Source organism: Enterobacter sp. 4974935 (assembly GCF_058661735.1).
Genome location: NZ_JBZWGT010000003.1, coordinates 376,144 through 397,538, shown reverse-complemented (window position 1 = coordinate 397,538; position 21,395 = coordinate 376,144). Strand labels below are relative to the sequence as shown.

The 21,395-nt window shown below is 56.3% G+C and carries 18 protein-coding genes and 1 other RNA gene; 9 read left to right on the top strand and 10 right to left on the bottom strand.

The window, feature by feature from the left end; all coding sequences use genetic code 11:
• Positions 1 to 55: 55 nt before the first annotated feature.
• The 9 genes from pflB to garL form a co-directional block, all read right to left on the bottom strand.
• On the bottom strand, positions 56 to 2,350 hold the full coding sequence (gene pflB, locus AC4OVS_RS03075; protein ID WP_058646858.1) for a formate C-acetyltransferase: 2,295 nt from the start codon (positions 2,348 to 2,350) through the stop codon (positions 56 to 58).
• A gap of 15 nt (positions 2,351 to 2,365) precedes the next feature.
• A complete protein-coding gene (gene tdcD / locus AC4OVS_RS03070) occupies positions 2,366 to 3,574 on the bottom strand; it encodes a propionate kinase (protein WP_069596978.1) in 1,209 nt (402 codons plus the stop codon).
• Positions 3,575 to 3,604: 30 nt separating this feature from the next.
• Positions 3,605 to 4,936: a threonine/serine transporter TdcC gene (tdcC, locus tag AC4OVS_RS03065; RefSeq protein WP_022649486.1), complete on the bottom strand. Its 1,332-nt coding sequence runs from the start codon at positions 4,934 to 4,936 to the stop codon at positions 3,605 to 3,607.
• A 9-nt stretch (positions 4,937 to 4,945) separates the two neighbouring features.
• Complete coding sequence (gene tdcB / locus AC4OVS_RS03060; RefSeq protein WP_023298701.1) at positions 4,946 to 5,935, bottom strand: bifunctional threonine ammonia-lyase/L-serine ammonia-lyase TdcB; 990 nt, start codon at positions 5,933 to 5,935, stop codon at positions 4,946 to 4,948.
• Positions 5,936 to 6,031: 96 nt separating this feature from the next.
• Positions 6,032 to 6,952 carry a transcriptional regulator TdcA gene (gene tdcA, locus AC4OVS_RS03055; RefSeq protein ID WP_023298702.1) on the bottom strand — a complete coding sequence of 307 codons (921 nt, stop codon included), beginning with the start codon at positions 6,950 to 6,952 and terminating at the stop codon, positions 6,032 to 6,034.
• A gap of 672 nt (positions 6,953 to 7,624) precedes the next feature.
• Positions 7,625 to 8,001, bottom strand: an RNA gene (rnpB, locus tag AC4OVS_RS03050) — RNase P RNA component class A.
• Between the two features lie 32 nt (positions 8,002 to 8,033).
• On the bottom strand, positions 8,034 to 9,179 hold the full coding sequence (garK, locus tag AC4OVS_RS03045) for a glycerate 2-kinase (RefSeq protein ID WP_193129816.1): 1,146 nt from the start codon (positions 9,177 to 9,179) through the stop codon (positions 8,034 to 8,036).
• 56 nt (positions 9,180 to 9,235) lie between these two features.
• Positions 9,236 to 10,126: a 2-hydroxy-3-oxopropionate reductase gene (gene garR / locus AC4OVS_RS03040; RefSeq protein ID WP_022649490.1), complete on the bottom strand. Its 891-nt coding sequence runs from the start codon at positions 10,124 to 10,126 to the stop codon at positions 9,236 to 9,238.
• A 21-nt stretch (positions 10,127 to 10,147) separates the two neighbouring features.
• Positions 10,148 to 10,918 carry a 2-dehydro-3-deoxyglucarate aldolase gene (gene garL, locus AC4OVS_RS03035; RefSeq protein ID WP_491922168.1) on the bottom strand — a complete coding sequence of 257 codons (771 nt, stop codon included), beginning with the start codon at positions 10,916 to 10,918 and terminating at the stop codon, positions 10,148 to 10,150.
• 367 nt (positions 10,919 to 11,285) lie between these two features.
• On the opposite strand from garL, the gene garD reads away from it, so the two are divergent.
• Positions 11,286 to 12,857 (top strand): galactarate dehydratase, encoded by a 1,572-nt coding sequence (garD, locus tag AC4OVS_RS03030; protein WP_023298704.1) that lies wholly within the window; start codon positions 11,286 to 11,288, stop codon positions 12,855 to 12,857.
• Between the two features lie 107 nt (positions 12,858 to 12,964).
• Here the strand turns inward: garD and AC4OVS_RS03025 are convergent, their stop codons facing one another.
• Positions 12,965 to 13,768, bottom strand: coding sequence for a DeoR family transcriptional regulator (locus tag AC4OVS_RS03025; RefSeq protein ID WP_015571958.1), 804 nt, complete (start codon positions 13,766 to 13,768; stop codon positions 12,965 to 12,967).
• A gap of 239 nt (positions 13,769 to 14,007) precedes the next feature.
• Here AC4OVS_RS03025 and kbaZ point away from each other — a divergent pair, with 239 nt between their 5' ends.
• From kbaZ to kbaY, 8 genes are all read left to right on the top strand, one after another.
• Positions 14,008 to 15,315: a tagatose-bisphosphate aldolase subunit KbaZ gene (gene kbaZ / locus AC4OVS_RS03020; RefSeq protein ID WP_032621928.1), complete on the top strand. Its 1,308-nt coding sequence runs from the start codon at positions 14,008 to 14,010 to the stop codon at positions 15,313 to 15,315.
• 20 nt (positions 15,316 to 15,335) lie between these two features.
• Positions 15,336 to 15,809, top strand: a complete 474-nt coding sequence (gene agaV / locus AC4OVS_RS03015) for a PTS N-acetylgalactosamine transporter subunit IIB (RefSeq protein ID WP_003861728.1) — start codon at positions 15,336 to 15,338, stop codon at positions 15,807 to 15,809.
• A 10-nt stretch (positions 15,810 to 15,819) separates the two neighbouring features.
• The gene (gene agaW, locus AC4OVS_RS03010; RefSeq protein WP_003861730.1) at positions 15,820 to 16,599 is read left to right on the top strand and encodes a PTS N-acetylgalactosamine transporter subunit IIC; all 780 of its coding nucleotides are present in this window, start codon (positions 15,820 to 15,822) and stop codon (positions 16,597 to 16,599) included.
• A complete protein-coding gene (gene agaE / locus AC4OVS_RS03005; protein ID WP_022649494.1) occupies positions 16,589 to 17,467 on the top strand; it encodes a PTS N-acetylgalactosamine transporter subunit IID in 879 nt (292 codons plus the stop codon). Before agaW ends, agaE begins: the two co-directional genes overlap by 11 nt.
• 16 nt (positions 17,468 to 17,483) lie before the next feature.
• Positions 17,484 to 17,918 carry a PTS galactosamine/N-acetylgalactosamine transporter subunit IIA gene (agaF, locus tag AC4OVS_RS03000; protein ID WP_032626392.1) on the top strand — a complete coding sequence of 145 codons (435 nt, stop codon included), beginning with the start codon at positions 17,484 to 17,486 and terminating at the stop codon, positions 17,916 to 17,918.
• Positions 17,915 to 19,048 (top strand): N-acetylglucosamine-6-phosphate deacetylase, encoded by a 1,134-nt coding sequence (gene nagA, locus AC4OVS_RS02995; RefSeq protein ID WP_491922167.1) that lies wholly within the window; start codon positions 17,915 to 17,917, stop codon positions 19,046 to 19,048. Before agaF ends, nagA begins: the two co-directional genes overlap by 4 nt.
• A gap of 246 nt (positions 19,049 to 19,294) precedes the next feature.
• Complete coding sequence (locus tag AC4OVS_RS02990) at positions 19,295 to 20,440, top strand: SIS domain-containing protein (RefSeq protein ID WP_022649497.1); 1,146 nt, start codon at positions 19,295 to 19,297, stop codon at positions 20,438 to 20,440.
• A gap of 12 nt (positions 20,441 to 20,452) precedes the next feature.
• Complete coding sequence (gene kbaY / locus AC4OVS_RS02985) at positions 20,453 to 21,325, top strand: tagatose-bisphosphate aldolase subunit KbaY (protein WP_048965968.1); 873 nt, start codon at positions 20,453 to 20,455, stop codon at positions 21,323 to 21,325.
• Positions 21,326 to 21,395 lie beyond the last annotated feature (70 nt).

Genomic DNA, 21,395 nt, shown 5'->3' with positions numbered 1-21,395 from the left:
GTGTTCACAAAATTAAAAGCCTCCTCATCTGAGGAGGCTGAAGATGGAGCCTGTGTTAGATCGCCTGCGTAAACGTCCTCGAAATCACGTCCTGCTGCTGCTCGCGCGTCAGAGCGTTAAACCGCACCGCATAGCCTGAAACGCGGATCGTCAGGTTCGGATAGTTCTCCGGATGGGCGATGGCATCCAGCAGCATCTCCCGGTTCATCACGTTGACGTTCAGGTGCTGCCCGCCCTCGATGGTCGCTTCGTGGTGGAAGTACCCGTCCAGCAGCCCGACAAGGTTGGTTTTGCGCACCAGCTCGTCCTTGCCCAGTGCCTGCGGCACGATGGAGAAGGTGTAGGAGATCCCGTCTTTGGCATAGGTGAACGGCAGCTTGGCGACCGACGTTAACGAGGCCACCGCCCCTTTTCTGTCGCGCCCGTGCATCGGGTTGGCGCCAGGCGCAAACGGTGTACCGCCGCGACGTCCGTCCGGCGTGTTGCCGGTCTTCTGCCCGTAAACCACATTGGAGGTGATGGTCAAGATCGACTGCGTCGGCACGGCGTTGCGGTACGTCGGCAGCGCCTGGATTTTCTTCATAAAGCGCTCAACCAGATCGCAGGCGATACTGTCCACGCGATCGTCGTTGTTGCCGTATTGCGGATAGTCGCCTTCGATGACGAAATCGACCGCCAGACCGGTGTGGTCGCGCACCGGTTTTACCGTGGCGTATTTGATGGCTGACAGGGAATCCGCCGCCACCGACAGTCCGGCAATGCCACAGGCCATGGTGCGGTAAACGTCCCGGTCGTGCAGCGCCATCAGCGAGGCTTCGTAGCTGTATTTATCATGCATGTAGTGAATGAGATTCAGCGCACTGATGTACTGCACTGCCAGCCAGTCCATGAAGTGATCGAGGCTCGCCATTACGGTGTCGTAATCCAGTACCTCATCCAGCAGCGGCTCGGTTTTCGGCCCCACCTGGATCTTCAGCTTCTCATCCACCCCGCCGTTAATCGCGTACAGCAGCGTTTTCGCCAGGTTGGCGCGTGCGCCGAAGAACTGCATCTGCTTGCCGATCACCATCGGACTGACGCAGCAGGCAATGGCGTAGTCGTCGCTGTTGAAGTCGGCACGCATCAGATCGTCGTTCTCGTATTGCAGCGAGGAGGTGACGATCGAGACCTGCGCGGCGTATTTCTTGAAAGCGATCGGCAGCTGTTCGGACCAGAGGATCGTCAGGTTTGGCTCCGGCGCAGGCCCCATGGTGTGCAGGGTATGCAGATAGCGGAAGCTGTTTTTGGTCACCAGCGTACGGCCATCCAGCCCCATGCCGCCGATCACTTCCGTGGCCCAGATCGGATCGCCGGAGAAGAGCGTGTCGAACTCCGGCGTGCGCAGGAAGCGCACCATGCGGATCTTCATGATGAAGTGGTCGATCAGCTCCTGGGCCTGCACCTCGTTCAGCCTTCCTGCCTGCATGTCGCGTTCAATGTAGATATCGAGGAACGAGGCCGTGCGCCCCAGCGACATCGCCCCGCCGTTTTGGGATTTCACTGCGGCAAGGTAGGCAAAGTAGACCCACTGCACCGCTTCCTGCGCATTCATCGCCGGACGTGAAATATCAAAGCCATAGTTCGCCGCCATCTGCTGGATCTGGAGCAACGCACGCTTATGCTCCGCCAGCTCCTCGCGCAGGCGGATCGTGGACTCCAGATCGTCTCCGCGCTCCAGTTTCCCCTGGAGATCGGCGAACTGAAGTTCCCGCTCGCGCACCAGATAGCTGATGCCGTATAGCGCCACGCGGCGGTAGTCGCCGATGATGCGTCCGCGCCCGTAGCCGTCCGGCAGACCGGTGAGCACGCCGGATTTTCGGCAGCGCATCATCTCCGGGGAGTAAACGTCAAACACGCCCTGGTTGTGGGTTTTGCGCAGGTCGGTGAAGAGATATTCAAACTGCGGATCCATCTCGCGACCGTAGGCTTCGAACGAGCTGCGGATCATATTGATCCCGCCGTACGGATGCAGGGCCCGCTTGAGCGGCTTGTCGGTTTGCAGGCCGACGATCGTCTCCAGCTCCTGGTCAATATAGCCCGGCCCGTGCGCGGTAATGGTGGTGGCGATGTTGGTGTCAAAATCCACCGGAGCGTGAGTAGCATTCTCCTGGCGAATGCCGACCATCACCTTCTGCCACAGCGCCGTCGTTGCTGGCGTCGCCTGCGCGAGGAAAGCTTCATCGCCTTCATAAGGGGTGTAGTTATGCTGAATAAAATCGCGCACGTTAACGGCGTTTTTCCATTCTTCACCGCGAAACCCGGCCCATGCGTCGCTGTAAGGCGCGACGCCCGTATCGATTGTTACTTTCATCAGATTCTCGCTTTATCAGGCGTAAGCCGCAGCCGGGGTGACCTTCCCAAGACGGAGGGCGTCCAGCGCGATCATTTTTTCTTCATTGGTAGGGATCACCGCGCAGGCCGCGCGGGACGACTCGGTGGAGATCACGCGCTCACCCGCGCTGCCCGGCAGGGCATTTTTGGACTCATCGAGGATGATGCCAAACACCTTCAGGTGCTCCACCACCAGCGCGCGTATGAGCACGGAGTTCTCACCGATCCCGCCGGTAAACACCACGCCATCCAGACGGTGCAGGGATGCGGCATGACCGGCGATATGCCGCGCTATGCGGTGGACAAAGGTCTTTATCGCCAGCCGCGCCCGCTCGTTGCCGTCATGCCAGGCTTTCTCCAGCACGCGCAAATCGGAGGAGATGCCGGAGATCCCCAGCAGCCCGGACTCTTTGTTGACCACGCGCTCCAGATCCTCGAACGACTGGCCGGTCTGCCGGGCAATCCACGCCATCGCGCCAAAATCTACGTCGCCACAGCGCGTGCCCATCACCAGTCCTTCAAGCGGCGTCATCCCCATGGACGTGTCCACGCTTACGCCGTTACGCACCGCGCAAATGGACGCCCCGTTGCCGAGATGGGCAATCACCAGGCCGCTGTCTTCGGCGGAGAGCCCGAGAAGCGCGTGCGCCTGCGCCGCCACGTAGCGGTGAGAGGTGCCGTGGAAGCCGTAGCGGCGCACGCCCAGCTCTTCAAAATAGCGGTACGGCAAGCCGTACAGATACGCCTGCGGCGCCATGGTCTGGTGGAAGCTGGTATCAAATACCGCCACCTGCTGCACGCCGGGGAACAGGCGCCCGGCGGCTTCCACGCCGCTCAGGTTGGCGTAGTTATGCAGCGGCGCCAGCGGGGAGACCTGGCGGATCTGCGTCATCACCTCTTCCGTGATCAGGGTTGACTCGCTGAAGAGATCGCCGCCGTGGGCAATGCGATGGCCAATCAAAGCCACGCTGCCCATCAGGTCGCGCTTCTCCAGCTCCAGGGCGATGGCGGCCAGCGCCCCTTCGTAGTCCTGATGAGCCAGTCTGACTGGCTCACCCCCATTCACGGAAATAAAGGCTTTTTCTGTGTTGATGCCGTCCGCAATGCCCGTCAGCAGGGCATCGCAGCCTGCGGCGTCCAGCACCGAAAACTTAACAGAGGACGATCCGCAGTTAATGACCAGTACTACCGGAAACTCAATCATGGTATGGCTCCGCTCTTCCTGAGCTTTGGTTTAAAACAGTTTGTACACGATGTTCAGAATGGTCAGCAGGCCGACCACGGTGACGAAGATGTTCTCGGTCCGGCCTTTGTATTTCGCCAGCGCCGGCGCTTTGCGGATGGCGTACATCGGCAGCAGGCACAGCAGAGAGGCGATAATTGGCGCGCCCATGGCTTCAATAAGGTCCAGAATGTTCGGGTTGGCATAGGCCACAATCCAGGTGGAGCCCATGATGAAGACCATGCTGATGGTGTTCAGCTTGCCCACGGAGACGTTCTTCTTGTCGCCCTTGTAGCCGAACTTAACGATCAGGCCGTTCAGCCCCTCCAGCGTGCCCAGGTAGTGACCGAAGAAGGATTTAAAGATAGCGACCAGCGCGATGATGGACGCGCCGTACTCCAGCACCGTGGCGAACGTGGATTTACTGCCTGACATCGACGCAAAGTGGTTCGCCAGGTAAGAGAGCACCGGAATGTTCTGCGCTTTGGCGTCCGCCATGTTCTGCGGAGAGAGCGTAAACAGGCAGCTAAAGGCGAAGAACATCACCACCGCCACCATCAGCAGGCTGGCGCGACCGATGATTTTGGAACATTTCTGCTCGGTGAATTCTTTACCAAACTCCGGCTCGTACTCTTCGCGCTTGGAGACCACAAACGAGGAGACGATAGGCGAGAAGTTGAAGGAGAAGACCATAATGGAAATCCCCAGCCACACCGTGACAAGAATGCCGTCATGACCGGTGAAGGCGATATCGCTCAGGTTAACCTGGTCGATCACCGCTGAGTTCCAGTACGGGATCAGCGAGAGAGAAATCAGCACCAGGCTGGCGATGAACGGGAACACCAGGTAGCTCATCACCTTCACCATCAGGTCTTTACCGAACCAGATCACAAAGGCCATCAGCAGCAGCAGGAACAGCGCTACCACGCCGCGGTTCAGGGCAGGCATCTGGAGCTGGTTTTCCCAGAAGGTCATAAAGGTGTTGGTAATGGTGACGCCGTAAATCCACAGCAGCGGGCAAATGGCAAAGAAGTAGAGGAAGGTGATCACCACCCCGCCGGTCTTACCAAAATGCTCCTCCACCGTTTCGGTGATGTTGCCGGAGACGTTACTGCCGGACAAACACAGACGCGCCAGCGCGCGGTGGCAGTAAAAGGCAATGGGGAACGCCAGAACCAGCATCAGCAGAATAGGGATCAACCCCCCAAAGCCTGCGCGGATGGGGAAGAACAGCACGCCAGCGCCAATGGCGGTACCAAACAGGCCGAGCGTCCAGGTGGTATCCGATTTACGCCAGGAGGACGTTTTTGTCTGGCCAACGATAATGCTTTCTGTGTTGCTCATAGGTCACCTTTATGCGTCAACGAAGCCGGTAATTTGGGAAACACGGGAGAGATCAATATTGCCACCGGAAATAATGCAGACGGTTTTACGGCCCTGAATATAATGGTCCAGCTTGCCGCTTAATAACGCCGCGCACGCCAGCGCGCCAGCACCTTCCGTAACCACTTTATTTCGCTGAATAAGCGCGATCATGCTGTTGCGAATCTCGTCTTCGCTGACCAGCACAATGTCGTCAACCAGTTCACGAACGATTTCGAAGGTTAAATTACCCGGGCGAGACACGTCGCAGCCGTCCGCTAATGTGCCGGTAATGCGGTGGTTCGTTATTTCACCGGTCTGATACGACGCCGCCATTCCGTGCACGTTTTCAGACTGCACGCCGATAATATTGATAGTTGGGTTGATGGATTTAATTGCTGTCGCAATACCGGCAATTAAACCACCACCGCCGATGGGAACAATCACGTTATCCACGTCGTATAAATCTTCGAGGATTTCCAGTCCGATGGTGCCCTGACCGGCGATCACTTTCGGATCGTCGTAAGGCGGGATAAATATGCGCCCTTCCATCTCGACGATTTCGCTCACTTTGGCGATAGTGTCGTTAAAGTTCTCGCCGTGCAGCACCACTTCGGCGGAGTAGTCGCGCGTGGCGGCCACCTTGGATTTCGGCGCGCCCATAGGCATTACCACTTTGCCGTCGATGCCGAGCATGGCGCAGGAGAGCGACACCCCCTGCGCGTGGTTCCCTGCGGAACAGGCAACCACGCCCTTGCGTTTTTCCGCATCGGTCAGCGAGCTTAATTTATTAAACGCCCCACGTATTTTAAACGAACCGGTACGCTGCATATTTTCAAATTTCAGGAATATCTCACCCTTACACCGTTCGCTCAGATAATTTGAGCGCGGCATACCGGTTTTATAGATCTTTCCCGCCAGTCTTTTTCTGGCGTCCTGAATATCGTCAATGGTCACCGGGAGATCGTAAGTAATGTGCATAATATCCTCGTTATAATAATTCATTGTTTTCAGGCAAAGTCAGGGTATCAGAGCGTTAAAAAGCGTCGCTCCGGGCATTTTAAATCATCATTATTTCTATCGTCGTTTTTCGATATTCATCGACGAATATTGTTTTGCCAGTTCAACTAATACTGACGCCGATTTTTTAATACTGTAATTTTTTGACCACACGGCAGCATAACGCGCCACAGGTAATGCATCTTCCACCGGCAGGACAATAAACTGGTCCGAGCCGAATGGCGCAATCATGTCACGGGGGATCACCGTCAGGTAATCGGCATTGAGAACAAGGTTATAGATGGTGACGACGGAATCGGTCTGGACGATGTTTTCAATGCTGATGTGGTTATCTTGCAGGGTGGTCAGGAGTTCGTTGTAGTAGCCCATATCGGTTTGCGGCATCACCCACTGCTCGTGCGTGAGCGATGCCAGTCTGGTCGGGCCGGTGCACGTTCGTGATTTACTCGCCACCAGCACAAACTCAGATTCAAAGAGTGGCTCAACGTGAAGATCCTGGAGCAACATCCCGTCGCTCAGCGTGCCGATGGCGAAATCCAGCCGGCCATCGCGAATGGCGGGCAGGAATGAAGAGAGCTGCGCTTCATACATTGAGACGCGCGCCTTCGGAAACACTTCCTTGAATTTTTTGATCATCCCGGACAGGAAGGTGAAACCAATCAGCGACGGATAGCCGAAGGAGACGTCCATGACGGTACTGAAACTGAGGCTGTTGATCTCGCTCACCATGTTTTTCATTTCGCGGGTGATCGACTCAGCGTAGGACAGCAGCACCTGACCGGCGGCAGTGAGTTTTACGCCGGTGTTTTTACGCACCATCACTTCCACCCCAAAGTAAGATTCGATGTCGCTGATGATTTTGCTGACGGCAGGTTGCGTCAGCCCCAGTTGTCTTGCAGCAGAACCTATAGAGCCACTTTTGATGACTTCCTGAAATACCACGAGGTGCTGTGTTTTCGGTAGAATAATAGTATTCATAATATTCTGCGCTTATTTCCCTATGACGCAGCGGATTCTACCCAATATTGTTTCAGGGGGTATGTGCTGTTACTCACAATTTGCCAGGATGCCCTTTTTACAACCACATTTAAAATCGATTTATAATCTTATTATTCAAACAGTTAGATAGCTAAAAATACGCAATTACGCTGATATTGATCAACAAAATCCGCGGTAATAAATTTATTTTATGGCAATAACCAGCATGAATTTTTTTGCCTTAACAATATTAATAAAGACTATCTTTCAGGCAATTAAAGGTTAATAAACCATCATTATTTTTTTAAAACATTTTTGTGGTTTATCAACTTTATCAGGAATATTTTCTCAGCTTCCGGTTAAAGAGTGGGATATATCACACATTCACCAGAAGAATGTTTTTAGATTCAATATTAAATTATCAAATGAATAACATTCAGCATCACTGAGTCAACATTCACAACATCTGCTCAACACTAAAATTTTCTAATTTTATAGCGTTAAATTTTGTGATTACGATCATGCGCAGCAGATGAAAGGAACGCATAGTCGGTAAAACAGTGAAATGTGCTTAGCGTCGCAAAACTGAGAATTGATGTCGTTTGGCGCTTCGCTGACCCGGCCTGCAACCTTCAGAAAACAAAAACCCCGCCGAAGCGGGGTTTCGTAAGAAGTTGAAGCTGACCGATAAGCCGGGTTCTGTCGTGGACAGTCATTCATCTAGGCCAGCAATCGCTCACTGGCTCAAGCAGCCTACCCGGGTTCAGTACGGGCCGTACCATGTGAACCCCTATTTGGCCTTGCTCCGGGTGGAGTTTACCGTGCCACGGACTGTTACCAGCCGCGCGGTGCGCTCTTACCGCACCCTTTCACCCTTACCTGATCCCGCTTACGCGGGCCATCGGCGGTTTGCTCTCTGTTGCACTGGTCGTGGGTTTCCCCCCCAGGCGTTACCTGGCACCCTGCCCTGTGGAGCCCGGACTTTCCTCCCCTCCGCCCGTCTCCCCCGAAAGGGACGACGACGAAGCGGCGACTGTCTGGTCAGCTTCGGCGCGCAGTATAGAGGGTTTGCGCGCCGCTGTCACCCCTGGCTACGCATGCCTACCTGCAATGTGGCCGCGATATTGCGCGAGGCGCGGTAAATGTTGTCGTACGCTCCCTGGAACGCCTCTTCCAGTGAACCGATGCGGGTCAATACGCTGAACACCGCGTCGATGCCGTACTGATGCACCACACCCACATCCTGCGTCAGACTTCCGGCAATCCCTATCACCGGCTTATGGTATTTTTTGGCGACGCTCGCCACGCCGACGGGCACTTTGCCATTAATGCTCTGGCTGTCGATGCGCCCTTCTCCCGTCAGCACCCACGTGCAGTCGTGAATATGTTCTTCAAGATTGAGCGCCTGAGTGACAATCTCAATGCCGCTTTTCAGCTCAGCGCCCAAAAAGGCCATCAGTGCCGCGCCCATGCCGCCCGCCGCTCCAGCCCCCGGAACCCGGTTGACATCAATGCGCAGGGATTCTTTGATCACGTTGGCGTAGTGGCTAAGACTGGCGTCGAGTTCGAGGATCATCTCCTCCGTGGCGCCTTTTTGCGGGCCAAAAATACGCGACGCGCCGCTTTCACCGACCAGCGGATTCGTCACGTCACAGGCGACGCGGATTGCGCACCCCTGAAGACGCGGATCAAGAACCGAAATATCAATACGGTTCAGCGCCATCAGGCTGCCGCCGCCGTAGCCGATCTCCGTCCCGTTCGCATCCGTAAACCTCGCGCCCAGCGCCTGCATCATACCCGCGCCCCCATCGTTGGTTGCGCTCCCGCCGATACCGATAATGATGTTGCGCGCGCCTTTATCCAGCGCGCGGAGGATCAGCTCCCCCGTCCCGCGCGACGTCGTGACCAGCGGGTTACGCTGCGCGGGAGGAACAAGTACCAGGCCGCTGGCGGCGGCCATCTCGATAAACGCGGTGGTACCGTCGCCCGAGATCCCCCAGCTGGCCTTCACCTTTTCCCCTAACGGGCCGGTGACGACAGCCTGCTGCCAGGTGCCCTGCGTCGCGGCGATCATCGCTTCAACCGTACCTTCTCCGCCGTCAGCAACGGGAACAGACACGTAATGAGCGTCGGGGAAAATTTCCCGAAATCCTTTTTCTATCGCCTGCGCCACCTCAGTGGCAGACAGGCTTTCTTTATAAGAGTCTGGCGCGATTACGATTTTCATAGTTGTATGCCTGAGCCGTAGGCCCGGTAAGCGTAACGCCACCGGGCGGGACGTCATTAGCGAGCAATTTCAACCTTCGCCAGCTTTTCGTAATAGCACGCTAACGCGCTGTGATCGGCGGTGCCCAGACCGTCCGCACGCAGCGCCTGCATCATCTCCATGACGGCGGCAGTCAGCGGCAACTGCGCGCCCACGCCGTGGGAGGTATCCAGCGCATTCGCCAGATCTTTAATGTGCAGATCGATGCGGAAGCCCGGCTTGAAGTTACGATCCATCACCATCGGTGCCTTGGCATCCAGCACGGTGCTGCCCGCAAGACCACCGCGAATGGCCTGATAGACCAGATCCGGATTAACGCCCGCTTTGGTGGCCAGCGTCAGTGCTTCGGACATGGCCGCGATGTTCAACGCCACAATCACCTGGTTTGCCAGCTTGGTGACGTTGCCTGCGCCAATTTCACCGGTATGCACCACGGAGCCAGCCATGGCTTTCATCAGGTCGTAGTATTTGTCGAACACGGCTTTATCGCCCCCCACCATCACCGACAGAGTACCGTCGATGGCTTTCGGTTCGCCGCCGCTGACCGGCGCATCCAGCATCTCCACGCCTTTCGCTTTCAGCGCCTCACTGATTTCGCGGCTCGCCAGCGGCGCGATAGAACTCATGTCGATCACCACCAGACCCGGCTTCGCGCCGTCGATAATGCCGTTCTCACCCAGCGCCACCTCTTTCACGTGCGGGGAGTTTGGCAGCATGGTGATAATGACATCGCACTGCTCGGCGATCGCTTTTGCAGTTGTCGCCGTTTCTGCGCCAGCCGCAATCACTTCTGCCACCGCGTCTGAATTACGATCTAAAACCACCAGTGAGTAACCTGCTTTGATGAGGTTTTTGCTCATTGGTTTGCCCATGATACCCAGGCCAATAAAACCCACTTTCAGCGTCATAATCTGTTTCCTCAATGATGGTTATTTTTTAAAAGCGTCTGCTAATTTCTGCGTGGCGGCGCGGAATACGCCGAGGTCGCTGCCGACGGCGACAAACGTTGCGCCCCACTCCAGGTAGCGGCGGGCATCAGCTTCCACCGGCGCCAGAATGCCGCACGGTTTACCGTGCGCTTTGGCACGGGCAAAAATGTGCTGGATTGCCCGCTGCACGTCCGGGTGGCTGGCGTTGCCCAGATGACCAAAGGCGGCCGCCAGATCGCTCGGGCCGACGAAAATACCGTCGACACCTTCGGTCGCGGCAATGGCGTCGACGTTATCGACCCCCTGCTGGCTCTCGATCTGAACCAGAATGGTGATGTTCTTGTTGGACTGGGCGAAATAGTCCGGCACGGTGCCAAACATGTTGGCGCGGTGCGAGACAGACACGCCGCGGATCCCTTCCGGCGGATAGCGGGTGGCAGCTACGGCCAGCACCGCTTCTTCTTCCGTTTCAACAAACGGGATCAGGAAGTTGTAGAAGCCGATATCCAGCAGACGCTTGATGATCACCGGCTCGTTGGTAGGTACACGCACCACCGGCGCGCTGTGGCTGCCTTTCAGCGCCATCAGCTGCGGAATAAACGTGTTGATATCGTTTGGCGCATGTTCGCCGTCCAGCACCAGCCAGTCGAATCCGGCCAGGCCCAGCGCTTCGGTGCTGATGGGGTTGGCCAGCGCAGACCAGCAGCCAATCTGAATCTGATGCGCCGCAAGGGCCGCTTTAAATTTATTCGGGAAGATGTCGTTACTCATTACGTATACCTTTTTTAATTCCGCAGTTTTAGCCAGTAGCTTTTCTTATTTATTCCGACTCAGCGTCAGCGTTATATTTATTTTCCTGACTGAATTTTGGCTTTATAAAATCGTCATTCAGTATAATCGTCACCACCCGGCAGCACATTGTCTCAATGCTCAATTATCCAACGGGGTTAGCACGCTATTTTGAGCATATGCCCAATGCAGTGGGCGCTGATGCACAGAATCAACGATTAGTGTTTCGGGAGCGATCGCGATCACATTCTCACTTTTCCTCTCCTGACATTCTTTATTTCCTCAATAAGAAACGATTAACCATCTGGCTATATTTAGTATCAGATATTTTGCTGGAGATGAGTGAACAATGGCCGATATTGAAATTCGACAGGCGGCGCCGACGGCGTTCTATATAAAAGTGCACGATACCGATAACGTGGCGATTATTGTCAACGACAATGGCTTAAAAGCGGGTACCCGCTTTCCGGACGGGCTGGAGCTGATTGAGCACATTCCGCAGGGGCATAAAGTCGCACTGGTCGATATCCCGGCGCAGGGCGAAATCGTGCGCTACGGCGAAGTCATCGGCTATGCGGTGCGCGCTATCCCGCAGGGTAGCTGGATTGAGGAGTCGCTGGTTGAGCTGCCCACCGCCCCGCCGCTGGAGACGTTGCCGCTGGCTACCCGCGTCCCTGAGCCGTTACCTCCGCTGGAGGGTTATACCTTCGAAGGTTACCGCAACGCGGATGGCAGCGTGGGAACCAAAAACCTGCTTGGCATCACCACCAGCGTGCATTGCGTGGCGGGTGTCGTGGATTACGTGGTGAAAATTATTGAGCGCGATCTGCTGCCGAAATACCCCAACGTTGACGGCGTGGTGGGGCTTAACCACCTGTACGGCTGCGGCGTGGCGATCAACGCGCCCGCAGCGGTCGTGCCGATCCGCACGATCCACAATATCGCCCTTAACCCAAACTTTGGCGGCGAGGTGATGGTGATTGGCCTCGGCTGTGAAAAATTGCAGCCAGAACGCCTGTTGCAGGGTACTGAGGATGTGAAAGCCATTCCGGTTGACGAGGCCAGTATTGTGCGTCTTCAGGATGAACACCATGTCGGCTTCAGATCGATGGTCGACGACATTTTACAGGTGGCAGAGCGCCATCTGGAGAAGCTGAACAAACGCCAGCGTGAAACCTGCCCGGCCTCTGAACTGGTGGTTGGGACACAGTGTGGCGGCAGCGATGCGTTTTCCGGCGTCACCGCTAACCCGGCGGTAGGTTATGCCTCCGATCTGTTCGTGCGCTGCGGCGCCACGGTGATGTTCTCCGAAGTCACCGAAGTGCGTGATGCTATCCACCTGCTCACGCCGCGCGCCGTCAACGAAGAGGTGGGCAAACGCCTGCTGGAGGAGATGGCCTGGTACGATAACTATCTCGACATGGGCAAAACCGACCGCAGCGCCAACCCGTCTCCGGGTAACAAGAAAGGCGGCCTGGCGAACGTGGTGGAAAAGGCCCTCGGGTCGATTGCCAAATCCGGCCAGAGCGCGATTGTGGAAGTGCTCTCACCTGGCCAGCGACCAACCAAACGCGGTCTGATCTACGCGGCAACGCCTGCCAGTGATTTCGTGTGCGGCACCCAGCAGGTAGCATCCGGCATTACGGTACAGGTCTTTACCACCGGACGCGGCACGCCGTACGGCCTGATGGCGGTACCGGTGATCAAAATGGCGACCCGCACCGAGCTGGCAAACCGCTGGTATGACTTAATGGATATCAACGCGGGCACCATCGCCACCGGGGAAGAGAGTATTGAAGAGGTGGGCTGGAAGCTGTTCCACTTCATTCTGGATGTGGCAAGCGGGCGGAAGAAAACCTTCTCCGATCAATGGGGATTGCATAACTCGCTGGCGGTGTTTAACCCGGCGCCGGTGACGTGATGGCCCCTCACCCTGTCCTCTCCCCACCGGGGAGAGGGTAAAAAAACCGCACCGAGCAGTCCCCTCTCCCCTATGGGGAGAGGGTTAGGGTGAGGGGAAAAGCCTCTTTAGACCAGCACCACATCGATCCCGCTTTTGCGTAACCCTTCCAGGCTTTCCGCCGGAATACCTTCATCAACGATAATCATGTCGATCCGCTGAGTATCAATGATTTTATGCAGGCTTGAACGGTTAAACTTGCTGGAATCAGTGACAACGATAATACGCTCCGCCACCTCGCACATTTTCCGGTTCAGACGGGCTTCATCCTCGTTGTGCGTACTCACCCCCCGATCGAGATCGATGGCATCGACGCCCAGGAACAGCAGGTCAAAATGGTAATTCTGTAAGGACTGCTCCGCCTGGTCACCATAGAAGGACTGCGACTGACGGCGCAAGTGCCCGCCGGTCATCAGCAGCTCTACGCCCTCCGCTTCCAGCAGCGCGTTTGCCACGTTCATCCCGTTGGTCATGGCAATAACATCGGTGTGCTGGCGCAGCATGCGAGCAATTTCAAAGGTCGTGGTGCCGGAGTCCAGAATAATGCGGTGACCCGGCTTCACCAGTTCAGCCGCCGCCTGCGCGATGCTGCGCTTCACAGCCGTATTAAGGGAACTTTTGTCCTCAACGGACGGCTCCACGCCGGGGGCATTACCTTCGCAAATCAGCGCGCCGCCGTAAGCGCGAACGGCAATCCCCTGCTTTTCCAGAAAGGCCAGATCGTTACGGATCGTCACCGTCGACACGCCGTATAAAAGAGAAAGATCGTTAACCTGCACGCTTCCCTGCGCCCGCAACCGCTGAATGATCTGCTCTCGCCTTTCACTGGTGCCGGTGATGCGCTTCTCTGCGGATGAATCGGTGCTGCTCATACGAGCTCCTTAGTAAATAAACTTTCGTTTCATTTCGTTTTGCTTATTAACGCCTTTCTTTTGAGGGAATGCAAGCCCTGTATGGTGAGCAGACGCAAGCTTAACCGCCGCTGAAACCTTTCATTATGTTTCTTTTGTGAAACAGATCGGAAAACTATTATCTTTCGTTTTATTTTTACCCCACCATAATGCAGTATCAAATGAAACAAAACGAAAGATGAATACCAACACCATCCGAAATGGAGAGGAAAGTGAAACATCTGACAGAAATGGTGGAACAACATAAACGGGGGAATACAAACGGGATTTACGCCGTCTGTTCCGCACATCCATTGGTACTTGAAGCTGCAATTCGTTACGCCCATTCACAACAGACGCCTCTGCTGATTGAAGCCACCTCAAACCAGGTGGATCAGTTTGGCGGCTATACCGGTATGACGCCCGCCGATTTTTATGGGTTTGTCTGCAATCTGGCGGGATCCCTCGGTTTCCCCACCTCACAGCTGATCCTTGGCGGCGATCATTTAGGTCCAAACCGCTGGCAAAACCTGCCAGCTTTGCAGGCGATGGCGAACGCCGACGATCTGATCAGAAGCTACGTGGCGGCCGGATTTAAAAAAATTCACCTCGATTGCAGCATGTCCTGCGAAGACGATCCGGTTCCTTTAACCGATGCAATCGTTGCCGGGCGTGCCGCTCGGCTGGCTAAAATTGCCGAAACCACCTGTCTCGAGCAATTTGGCGTAGCGGATCTGGTCTACGTTATCGGCACGGAAGTTCCGGTTCCCGGTGGGGCACACGAAACGCTGACCGAGCTTGAGGTCACCACACCAGAGGCGGCACGTGCCACGCTTGAGGCACACCGCCACGCATTCGAGAAGGAAGGGTTAAGCGACATCTGGCCGCGCATTATTGGCCTGGTGGTTCAGCCTGGCGTTGAGTTCGACCATGCGCACGTTTGTGACTATCAACCGCATAAAGCCGTCGCACTGAGCAAGATGGTTGAAGCCTACGACACGCTCGTATTTGAAGCACACTCTACCGATTACCAGACGCCGCAGGCGCTGCGCCAGTTGGTGAAAGATCACTTCGCCATTCTGAAAGTCGGCCCTGCGCTAACCTTCGCGCTGCGCGAAGCGCTGTTCTCCCTGGCTGCAATTGAAGAAGAGCTTTTACCGGCAAAAGCCTGCTCAGGACTGCGTCACGTCCTGGAAAACGTGATGCTCGATCGCCCGGAATACTGGCAAAGCCACTATCACGGCGACGGCAATGCCCGTCGCCTGGCCCGCGGTTACAGCTATTCCGACCGCGTGCGCTATTACTGGCCAGACAGCCAGATTGACGAGGCTTTTGAGCGACTGGTACGCAACCTGGCGGATGAACCGATCCCACTGCCGCTGATCAGCCAGTATCTACCGTTGCAGTACAGCAAAGTTCGCGAGGGTGCTCTCAGGTCCATACCACGGGAGCTCATTCTCGACCACATTCAGGACATACTCCAGCAGTACCATACCGCCTGCGAAGGCGTAACGACTCAACACGCATAATTAAAAAAGAGGAAAACGCTATGCCAAACATTGTCTTATGCCGCATTGATGAACGCCTGATCCACGGTCAGGTGGGCGTACAGTGGGTGGGGTTTGCGGGGGCGAACCTGGTGCTGGTGGCAAATGACGAGGTTGCAGACGATCCGGTTCAGCAAAACCTGATGGAGATGGTGCTTGCGGAAGGCATCGCCGTGCGTTTCTGGTCCCTGCAAAAAGTGATCGACAACATTCATCGCGCCGCCGATCGGCAGAAAATTCTGCTGGTCTGTAAAACACCGGCTGATTTTTTAACGCTGGTCGAGGGCGGCGTGCCTATCACCCGTATCAACGTCGGAAATATGCATTATGCCAGTGGCAAACAGCAAATTGCCAAAACGGTATCTGTAGACGCGAACGATATCGCCGCGTTTAACGGCCTGAAGGCGGCCGGAGTGGAATGCTTCGTTCAGGGCGTTCCAACAGAGACTGCTTTGGATCTCTTTAAACTGCTCTGAGGGATTCACAATGGAAATCAGTCTGTTGCAGGCTTTCGCGCTGGGGCTTCTCGCCTTTATCGCGGGCCTGGATATGTTTAACGGCTTAACACACATGCACCGTCCGGTGGTGCTCGGGCCACTGGTTGGCCTGATTCTGGGCGATCTGCACACCGGAATTCTGACCGGCGGTACGTTAGAACTGGTCTGGATGGGTCTCGCGCCGCTGGCGGGCGCGCAGCCGCCAAACGTGATTATCGGCACCATCGTTGGCACCACATTTGCCATTACCACAGGCGTGAAACCGGATGTCGCGGTTGGAGTCGCCGTGCCGTTTGCCGTGGCGGTTCAGATGGGGATCACTTTCCTCTTCTCGGTGATGTCCGGCGTGATGTCCCGCTGCGATCGCATGGCGGCTAACGCAGACACCCGTGGTATTGAACGGGTCAACTATCTGGCACTGCTGGCGCTCGGCGTCTTCTACTTCCTGTGTGCGTTTCTGCCCATCTACTTCGGGGCTGAACACGCGAAAACCGCCATTGATGTCCTGCCGGAACGTCTGATCGACGGTCTGGGCGTCGCGGGCGGCATCATGCCAGCGATCGGCTTCGCCGTGCTGCTGAAGATCATGATGAAAAACGTCTACATCCCTTACTTCATTATCGGCTTTGTCGCCGCGGCCTGGCTGAAACTGCCGGTGCTGGCGATTGCCGCGGCTGCGCTGGCGATGGCGCTGATCGACCTGCTGCGCAAATCGCCTGAACCGACGGCGCCTGCGGCCCAGAAAGAGGAATTTGAAGATGGCATCTAATCCAACCACCCTGCCGGGCGTGTCTGAAAGTGAAGAGACGCTGCTGACCGGCGTGAATGAAAACGTCTACGAAGACCAGAGTATTGGCGCTGAGCTAACGAAAAAGGATATTAACCGTGTCGCCTGGCGTTCCATGCTGCTACAGGCCTCGTTCAACTACGAGCGAATGCAGGCCTCCGGCTGGCTGTATGGGCTACTGCCCGCGCTGAAAAAGATCCACACCAATAAGCGGGACCTGGCGCGCGCCATGAAAGGCCATATGGGCTTCTTTAACACCCACCCGTTCCTGGTGACCTTCGTCATCGGCATTATTCTGGCAATGGAGCGTTCCAAGCAGGATGTGAACAGCATCCAGAGCACTAAAATTGCCGTCGGTGCACCGCTCGGTGGCATTGGTGACGCCATGTTCTGGCTAACCCTGCTGCCTATTTGTGGGGGGATTGGCGCCAGCCTGGCGCTACAGGGATCCATTCTTGGCGCCGTGGTCTTTATCGTGCTGTTTAACGTGGTGCATCTCGGCCTGCGTTTTGGTCTGGCGCACTATGCCTACCGGATGGGTGTCGCCGCGATCCCGCTGATCAAGGCCAACACCAAAAAGGTTGGTCATGCTGCGTCCATTGTCGGGATGACGGTGATTGGTGCGCTGGTGGCAACCTATGTGCGCCTGAATACCACACTCGAGATTAAAGCCGGGGATGCGGTCGTCAAACTGCAAACCGACGTGATCGACAAACTGATGCCCGCCTTTCTGCCGCTGGTCTACACCCTGACCATGTTCTGGCTGGTACGCCGTGGCTGGAGCCCGCTGCGCCTGATTGGTATCACCGTGGTGCTGGGCGTTGTCGGTAAATTCTGTCACTTCCTGTAAAAGCAAAGAGGTTGCGATGTTAGGCATTATTTTGACGGGTCATGGCGGTTTTGCCAGCGGGCTGGAACAGGCGATGAAGCAAATCCTCGGCGAACAGCCGCAGTTTATCGCCATCGATTTTCCGGAAAGCTCCACCACTGCGCGGCTGACCGCGCAGCTTGAGCAGGCAGTGAATGATTTGGATGCAGAACACGATATCGTGTTTCTCACCGATCTTCTCGGCGGTACGCCGTTTCGTGTGGCCTCTACCCTCGCGATGCAACACCCCGGCAGCGAAGTGATCACCGGCACCAATCTCCAGCTTTTGCTGGAGATGGTTCTGGAGCGCGACGGGTTAAGCAGTGAAGCATTTCGTTTGCAGGCGCTGGAGTGCGGCCATCGCGGCCTGACCAGCCTGGTGGATGAGCTTGCACGCTGTCGCGAGGAAGCGCCAGCCGAGGAAGGGATATGAGCCAGCTGCTGCGCGCGCGTCGTCTGCTTACCGGGCAGGGCTGGCTGGATGACCATCAGTTGCGCATGGATAGAGGCGTCATCACCGCCATCGAGCCGATTCCGGCAGGGGTTAACACCCGCGAGGCAGACCTGCTTTGCCCGGCATACATTGATATTCACGTCCACGGCGGCGCGGGTGTGGATGTGATGGATGATGCCCCCGACGTGCTGGACCGGTTAGCCATGCATAAAGCGCGTGAAGGCGTGGGGGCGTTTCTGCCTACCACCGTCACCGCTCCGCTGGAGGCGATCCATGGCGCGTTACGGCGCATTGCCCGACGCTGTCATGTCGGTGGCCCCGGTGCGCAGGTCCTGGGCAGCTATCTGGAAGGCCCGTACTTTACGCCGCAGAACAAAGGGGCACATCCGCAAGAACTGTTTCGCGAACTGGATCTCGCGGAACTTGATGATCTGATTGCGGTTTCGCAGAACACGCTGCGGATAGTGGCGCTTGCTCCGGAAAAAGCGGAAGCCCTGAAGGCGATCCATCACCTCAAGCAAAAAGGGATACGCGTCATGCTGGGTCACAGCGCCGCTACATACGCGCAAACCCTGGCCGCATTTGATGCAGGCGCAGCCGGGCTGGTGCACTGCTACAACGGCATGACGGGGTTACACCACCGGGAGCCCGGCATGGTTGGCGCTGGCCTTACGGACCCACGCGCGTGGCTGGAGCTTATTGCCGACGGGCATCACGTTCATCCTGGAGCCATGCGGCTGTGTTGTTGCTGCGCGAAGGATCGTACGGTGCTGATTACCGATGCCATGCAGGCGGCGGGTATGCCTGATGGACGCTATACGTTGTGTGGTGGAAATGTCGAGATGCAGGGCGGCGTTGTCCGCACGGCCTCAGGCGGGCTTGCGGGCAGCACGCTCGCGCTGGATGCCGCCGTGCGAAATATGGTGGAGCATACGGGGGTCGCCCCAGAGCAAGCTATCCATATGGCTTCACTGCATCCCGCCCGTCTGCTCGGTATGGATCACTTGCTGGGATCGTTAGCGCCTGGCAAACGCGCCAATATTATTGCGCTGGATGCGGGTTTACACCTCCGGCAGATTTGGATCCAGGGTCAGGCTCTTTCCCTGTAGCCCTTTCACAGTGTGCCCTGTTGGCCTTACGGAAGACGATCGTAAGGCCTTTCTTTTCCTTTCCTTGATTTTCTCCTTTCCTTTCGCGATCACACTTTTCGTTTTATTTCTTTTACGTCATTGAACTTTCGATTTCTTTTCTATAGATTTTATTTAACTGCTAAAGTGAACAAGTGAAACGAAACGAAAGATAGCGACACGTTTGCCAGCGTCTGATGTGGAATTCACACGACTAAGGACTGAGTTATGCCACAAACCACTACCGCCACCACCGGCACCTGGACCGAAAAAGAGATCCGCCAGCAGCCAGCCAGCTGGCTTCGCTCGCTCAACAATATTGATAATCTGCGCGCGTCGATCGACAGTTTTCTGACGCCACTGTTGCGCAAGCCCGATCTGCGGATCGTTCTGACCGGCGCGGGTACGTCCGCTTTTATCGGCGACATCATTGCGCCATGGCTTGCCAGCCACACGGGGAAAAACATCACCGCGATACCTACGACCGATCTGGTCACCAACCCGATGGATTATTTCAGCCCTGCGCACCCGCTGCTTCTGGTCTCTTTCGCCCGTTCTGGCAATAGCCCGGAGAGCGTCGCCGCCGTTGAGCTGGCGAATCAGTTCGTACCGGAGTGCTACCACCTGTCGATCACCTGTAATGAAGCGGGCAGCCTGTACCAGAATGCCGTCGACAGCGATAACGCCTGCGCTCTGCTCATGCCAGCCGAAACGCACGATCGCGGGTTCGCGATGACAAGCAGCATCACCACCATGATGGCGAGCTGCCTGGCGGTATTCGCACCGGAAACGATCAACAGCAAAACGTTCCGCGACGTGTCCGATCGCTGTCAGGCGATCCTCACATCGCTTGGCGATTTCAGCCCCGGCGTCTTTGGTAACGAACCGTGGAAACGCATTGTTTATCTGGGCAGCGGTGGATTACAGGGCGCCGCACGGGAGTCTGCGCTGAAAGTGCTGGAGCTGACCGCCGGCAAGCTGGCGGCATTCTACGATTCGCCAACGGGTTTCCGTCACGGGCCTAAGTCGCTGGTGGACAACGAAACGCTGGTCGTCGTGTTTGTCTCCAGCCATCCGTACACGCGTCAGTACGATCTGGATCTGCTCGCCGAGCTGCGTCGCGATCGTCAGGCTATGCGCGTGGTAGCCATTGCAGCCGAAACGGATCCGGTCATTGAAGCTGGCCCGCATATCCTGCTGCCGCCTTCTCGTTCATTTAACGATATGGAGCAGGCGTTCTGCTTCCTGATGTACGCCCAGGTCTTCGCACTGACCCAGTCTCTGCACGTTGGCAATACGCCAGATACGCCATCCGCCAGCGGTACGGTTAACCGTGTGGTCCAGGGCGTCGTTATTCATCCGTGGCAGGCTTAAGAGGACAGGCTCATGAGTATTATTTCTACCAAATATCTTTTGCAGGACGCACAGGTGAAGGGCTATGCCGTTCCGGCCTTTAACATTCATAACGCCGAGACGATCCAGGCGATCCTCGAAGTCTGTAGCGAAATGCGATCCCCGGTGATCCTCGCGGGTACGCCGGGGACGTTTAAACATATTGCGCTGGAAGAGATCTACGCCTTGTGCAGCGCATATTCCCTTACTTATGACATGCCGCTGGCGCTACACCTCGATCACCACGAATCGCTGGATGACATTCGCCGCAAAGTCCATGCCGGCGTACGTAGCGCAATGATCGACGGTAGCCATTACCCCTTCGAACAAAACGTCAAGCTGGTGAAATCGGTCGTCGATTTCTGTCACCTCAACGACTGTAGCGTCGAGGCCGAACTGGGCCGACTGGGTGGAGTGGAAGATGACATGAGCGTCGACGCCGAAAGCGCGTTCCTGACCGACCCGCAGGAAGCAAAACGCTTTGTCGAACTGACAGGCGTGGACAGCCTCGCCGTTGCCATCGGAACCGCGCACGGCCTCTATACCAAACGCCCAAAAATCGACTTCCAGCGGCTGGCCGAGATCCGCGAGGTAGTGACAGTGCCGCTGGTACTGCACGGTGCGAGCGATGTTCCGGATGAGGATGTGCGCCGCACCATTGAGCTGGGCGTCTGCAAAGTTAACGTCGCAACAGAGCTGAAAATCGCCTTCTCTGACGCAGTCAAAGCCTGGTTTGCCGAGAACCCACAGGGCAACGATCCGCGCTTCTACATGCGCGTCGGCATGGATGCCATGAAAGAGGTGGTCAGAAGCAAAATCACCGTTTGCGGCTCGGCGAACCGGCTGCTGCTTCCGGCTGAAGCCTGAACCCATCGCGCATAACGTTAGTACCTAAAAAATAACTATAAGCCTCGCAAATATGAAGGCGCGTCCTTAA

Excerpts from the sequence above, each read along its gene's own strand:
- pflB (WP_058646858.1), bottom strand. The coding sequence starts at position 2,350 with ATGAAAGTAACAATCGATACGGGCGTCGCGCCTTACAGCGACGCATGG.
- tdcD (WP_069596978.1), bottom strand. The coding sequence starts at position 3,574 with ATGATTGAGTTTCCGGTAGTACTGGTCATTAACTGCGGATCGTCCTCT.
- tdcC (WP_022649486.1), bottom strand. The coding sequence starts at position 4,936 with ATGAGCAACACAGAAAGCATTATCGTTGGCCAGACAAAAACGTCCTCC.
- tdcB (WP_023298701.1), bottom strand. The coding sequence starts at position 5,935 with ATGCACATTACTTACGATCTCCCGGTGACCATTGACGATATTCAGGAC.
- tdcA (WP_023298702.1), bottom strand. The coding sequence starts at position 6,952 with ATGAATACTATTATTCTACCGAAAACACAGCACCTCGTGGTATTTCAG.
- garK (WP_193129816.1), bottom strand. The coding sequence starts at position 9,179 with ATGAAAATCGTAATCGCGCCAGACTCTTATAAAGAAAGCCTGTCTGCC.
- garR (WP_022649490.1), bottom strand. The coding sequence starts at position 10,126 with ATGACGCTGAAAGTGGGTTTTATTGGCCTGGGTATCATGGGCAAACCA.
- garL (WP_491922168.1), bottom strand. The coding sequence starts at position 10,918 with ATGAGTAACGACATCTTCCCGAATAAATTTAAAGCGGCCCTTGCGGCG.
- garD (WP_023298704.1), top strand. The coding sequence starts at position 11,286 with ATGGCCGATATTGAAATTCGACAGGCGGCGCCGACGGCGTTCTATATA.
- AC4OVS_RS03025 (WP_015571958.1), bottom strand. The coding sequence starts at position 13,768 with ATGAGCAGCACCGATTCATCCGCAGAGAAGCGCATCACCGGCACCAGT.
- kbaZ (WP_032621928.1), top strand. The coding sequence starts at position 14,008 with ATGGAGAGGAAAGTGAAACATCTGACAGAAATGGTGGAACAACATAAA.
- agaV (WP_003861728.1), top strand. The coding sequence starts at position 15,336 with ATGCCAAACATTGTCTTATGCCGCATTGATGAACGCCTGATCCACGGT.
- agaW (WP_003861730.1), top strand. The coding sequence starts at position 15,820 with ATGGAAATCAGTCTGTTGCAGGCTTTCGCGCTGGGGCTTCTCGCCTTT.
- agaE (WP_022649494.1), top strand. The coding sequence starts at position 16,589 with ATGGCATCTAATCCAACCACCCTGCCGGGCGTGTCTGAAAGTGAAGAG.
- agaF (WP_032626392.1), top strand. The coding sequence starts at position 17,484 with ATGTTAGGCATTATTTTGACGGGTCATGGCGGTTTTGCCAGCGGGCTG.
- nagA (WP_491922167.1), top strand. The coding sequence starts at position 17,915 with ATGAGCCAGCTGCTGCGCGCGCGTCGTCTGCTTACCGGGCAGGGCTGG.
- AC4OVS_RS02990 (WP_022649497.1), top strand. The coding sequence starts at position 19,295 with ATGCCACAAACCACTACCGCCACCACCGGCACCTGGACCGAAAAAGAG.
- kbaY (WP_048965968.1), top strand. The coding sequence starts at position 20,453 with ATGAGTATTATTTCTACCAAATATCTTTTGCAGGACGCACAGGTGAAG.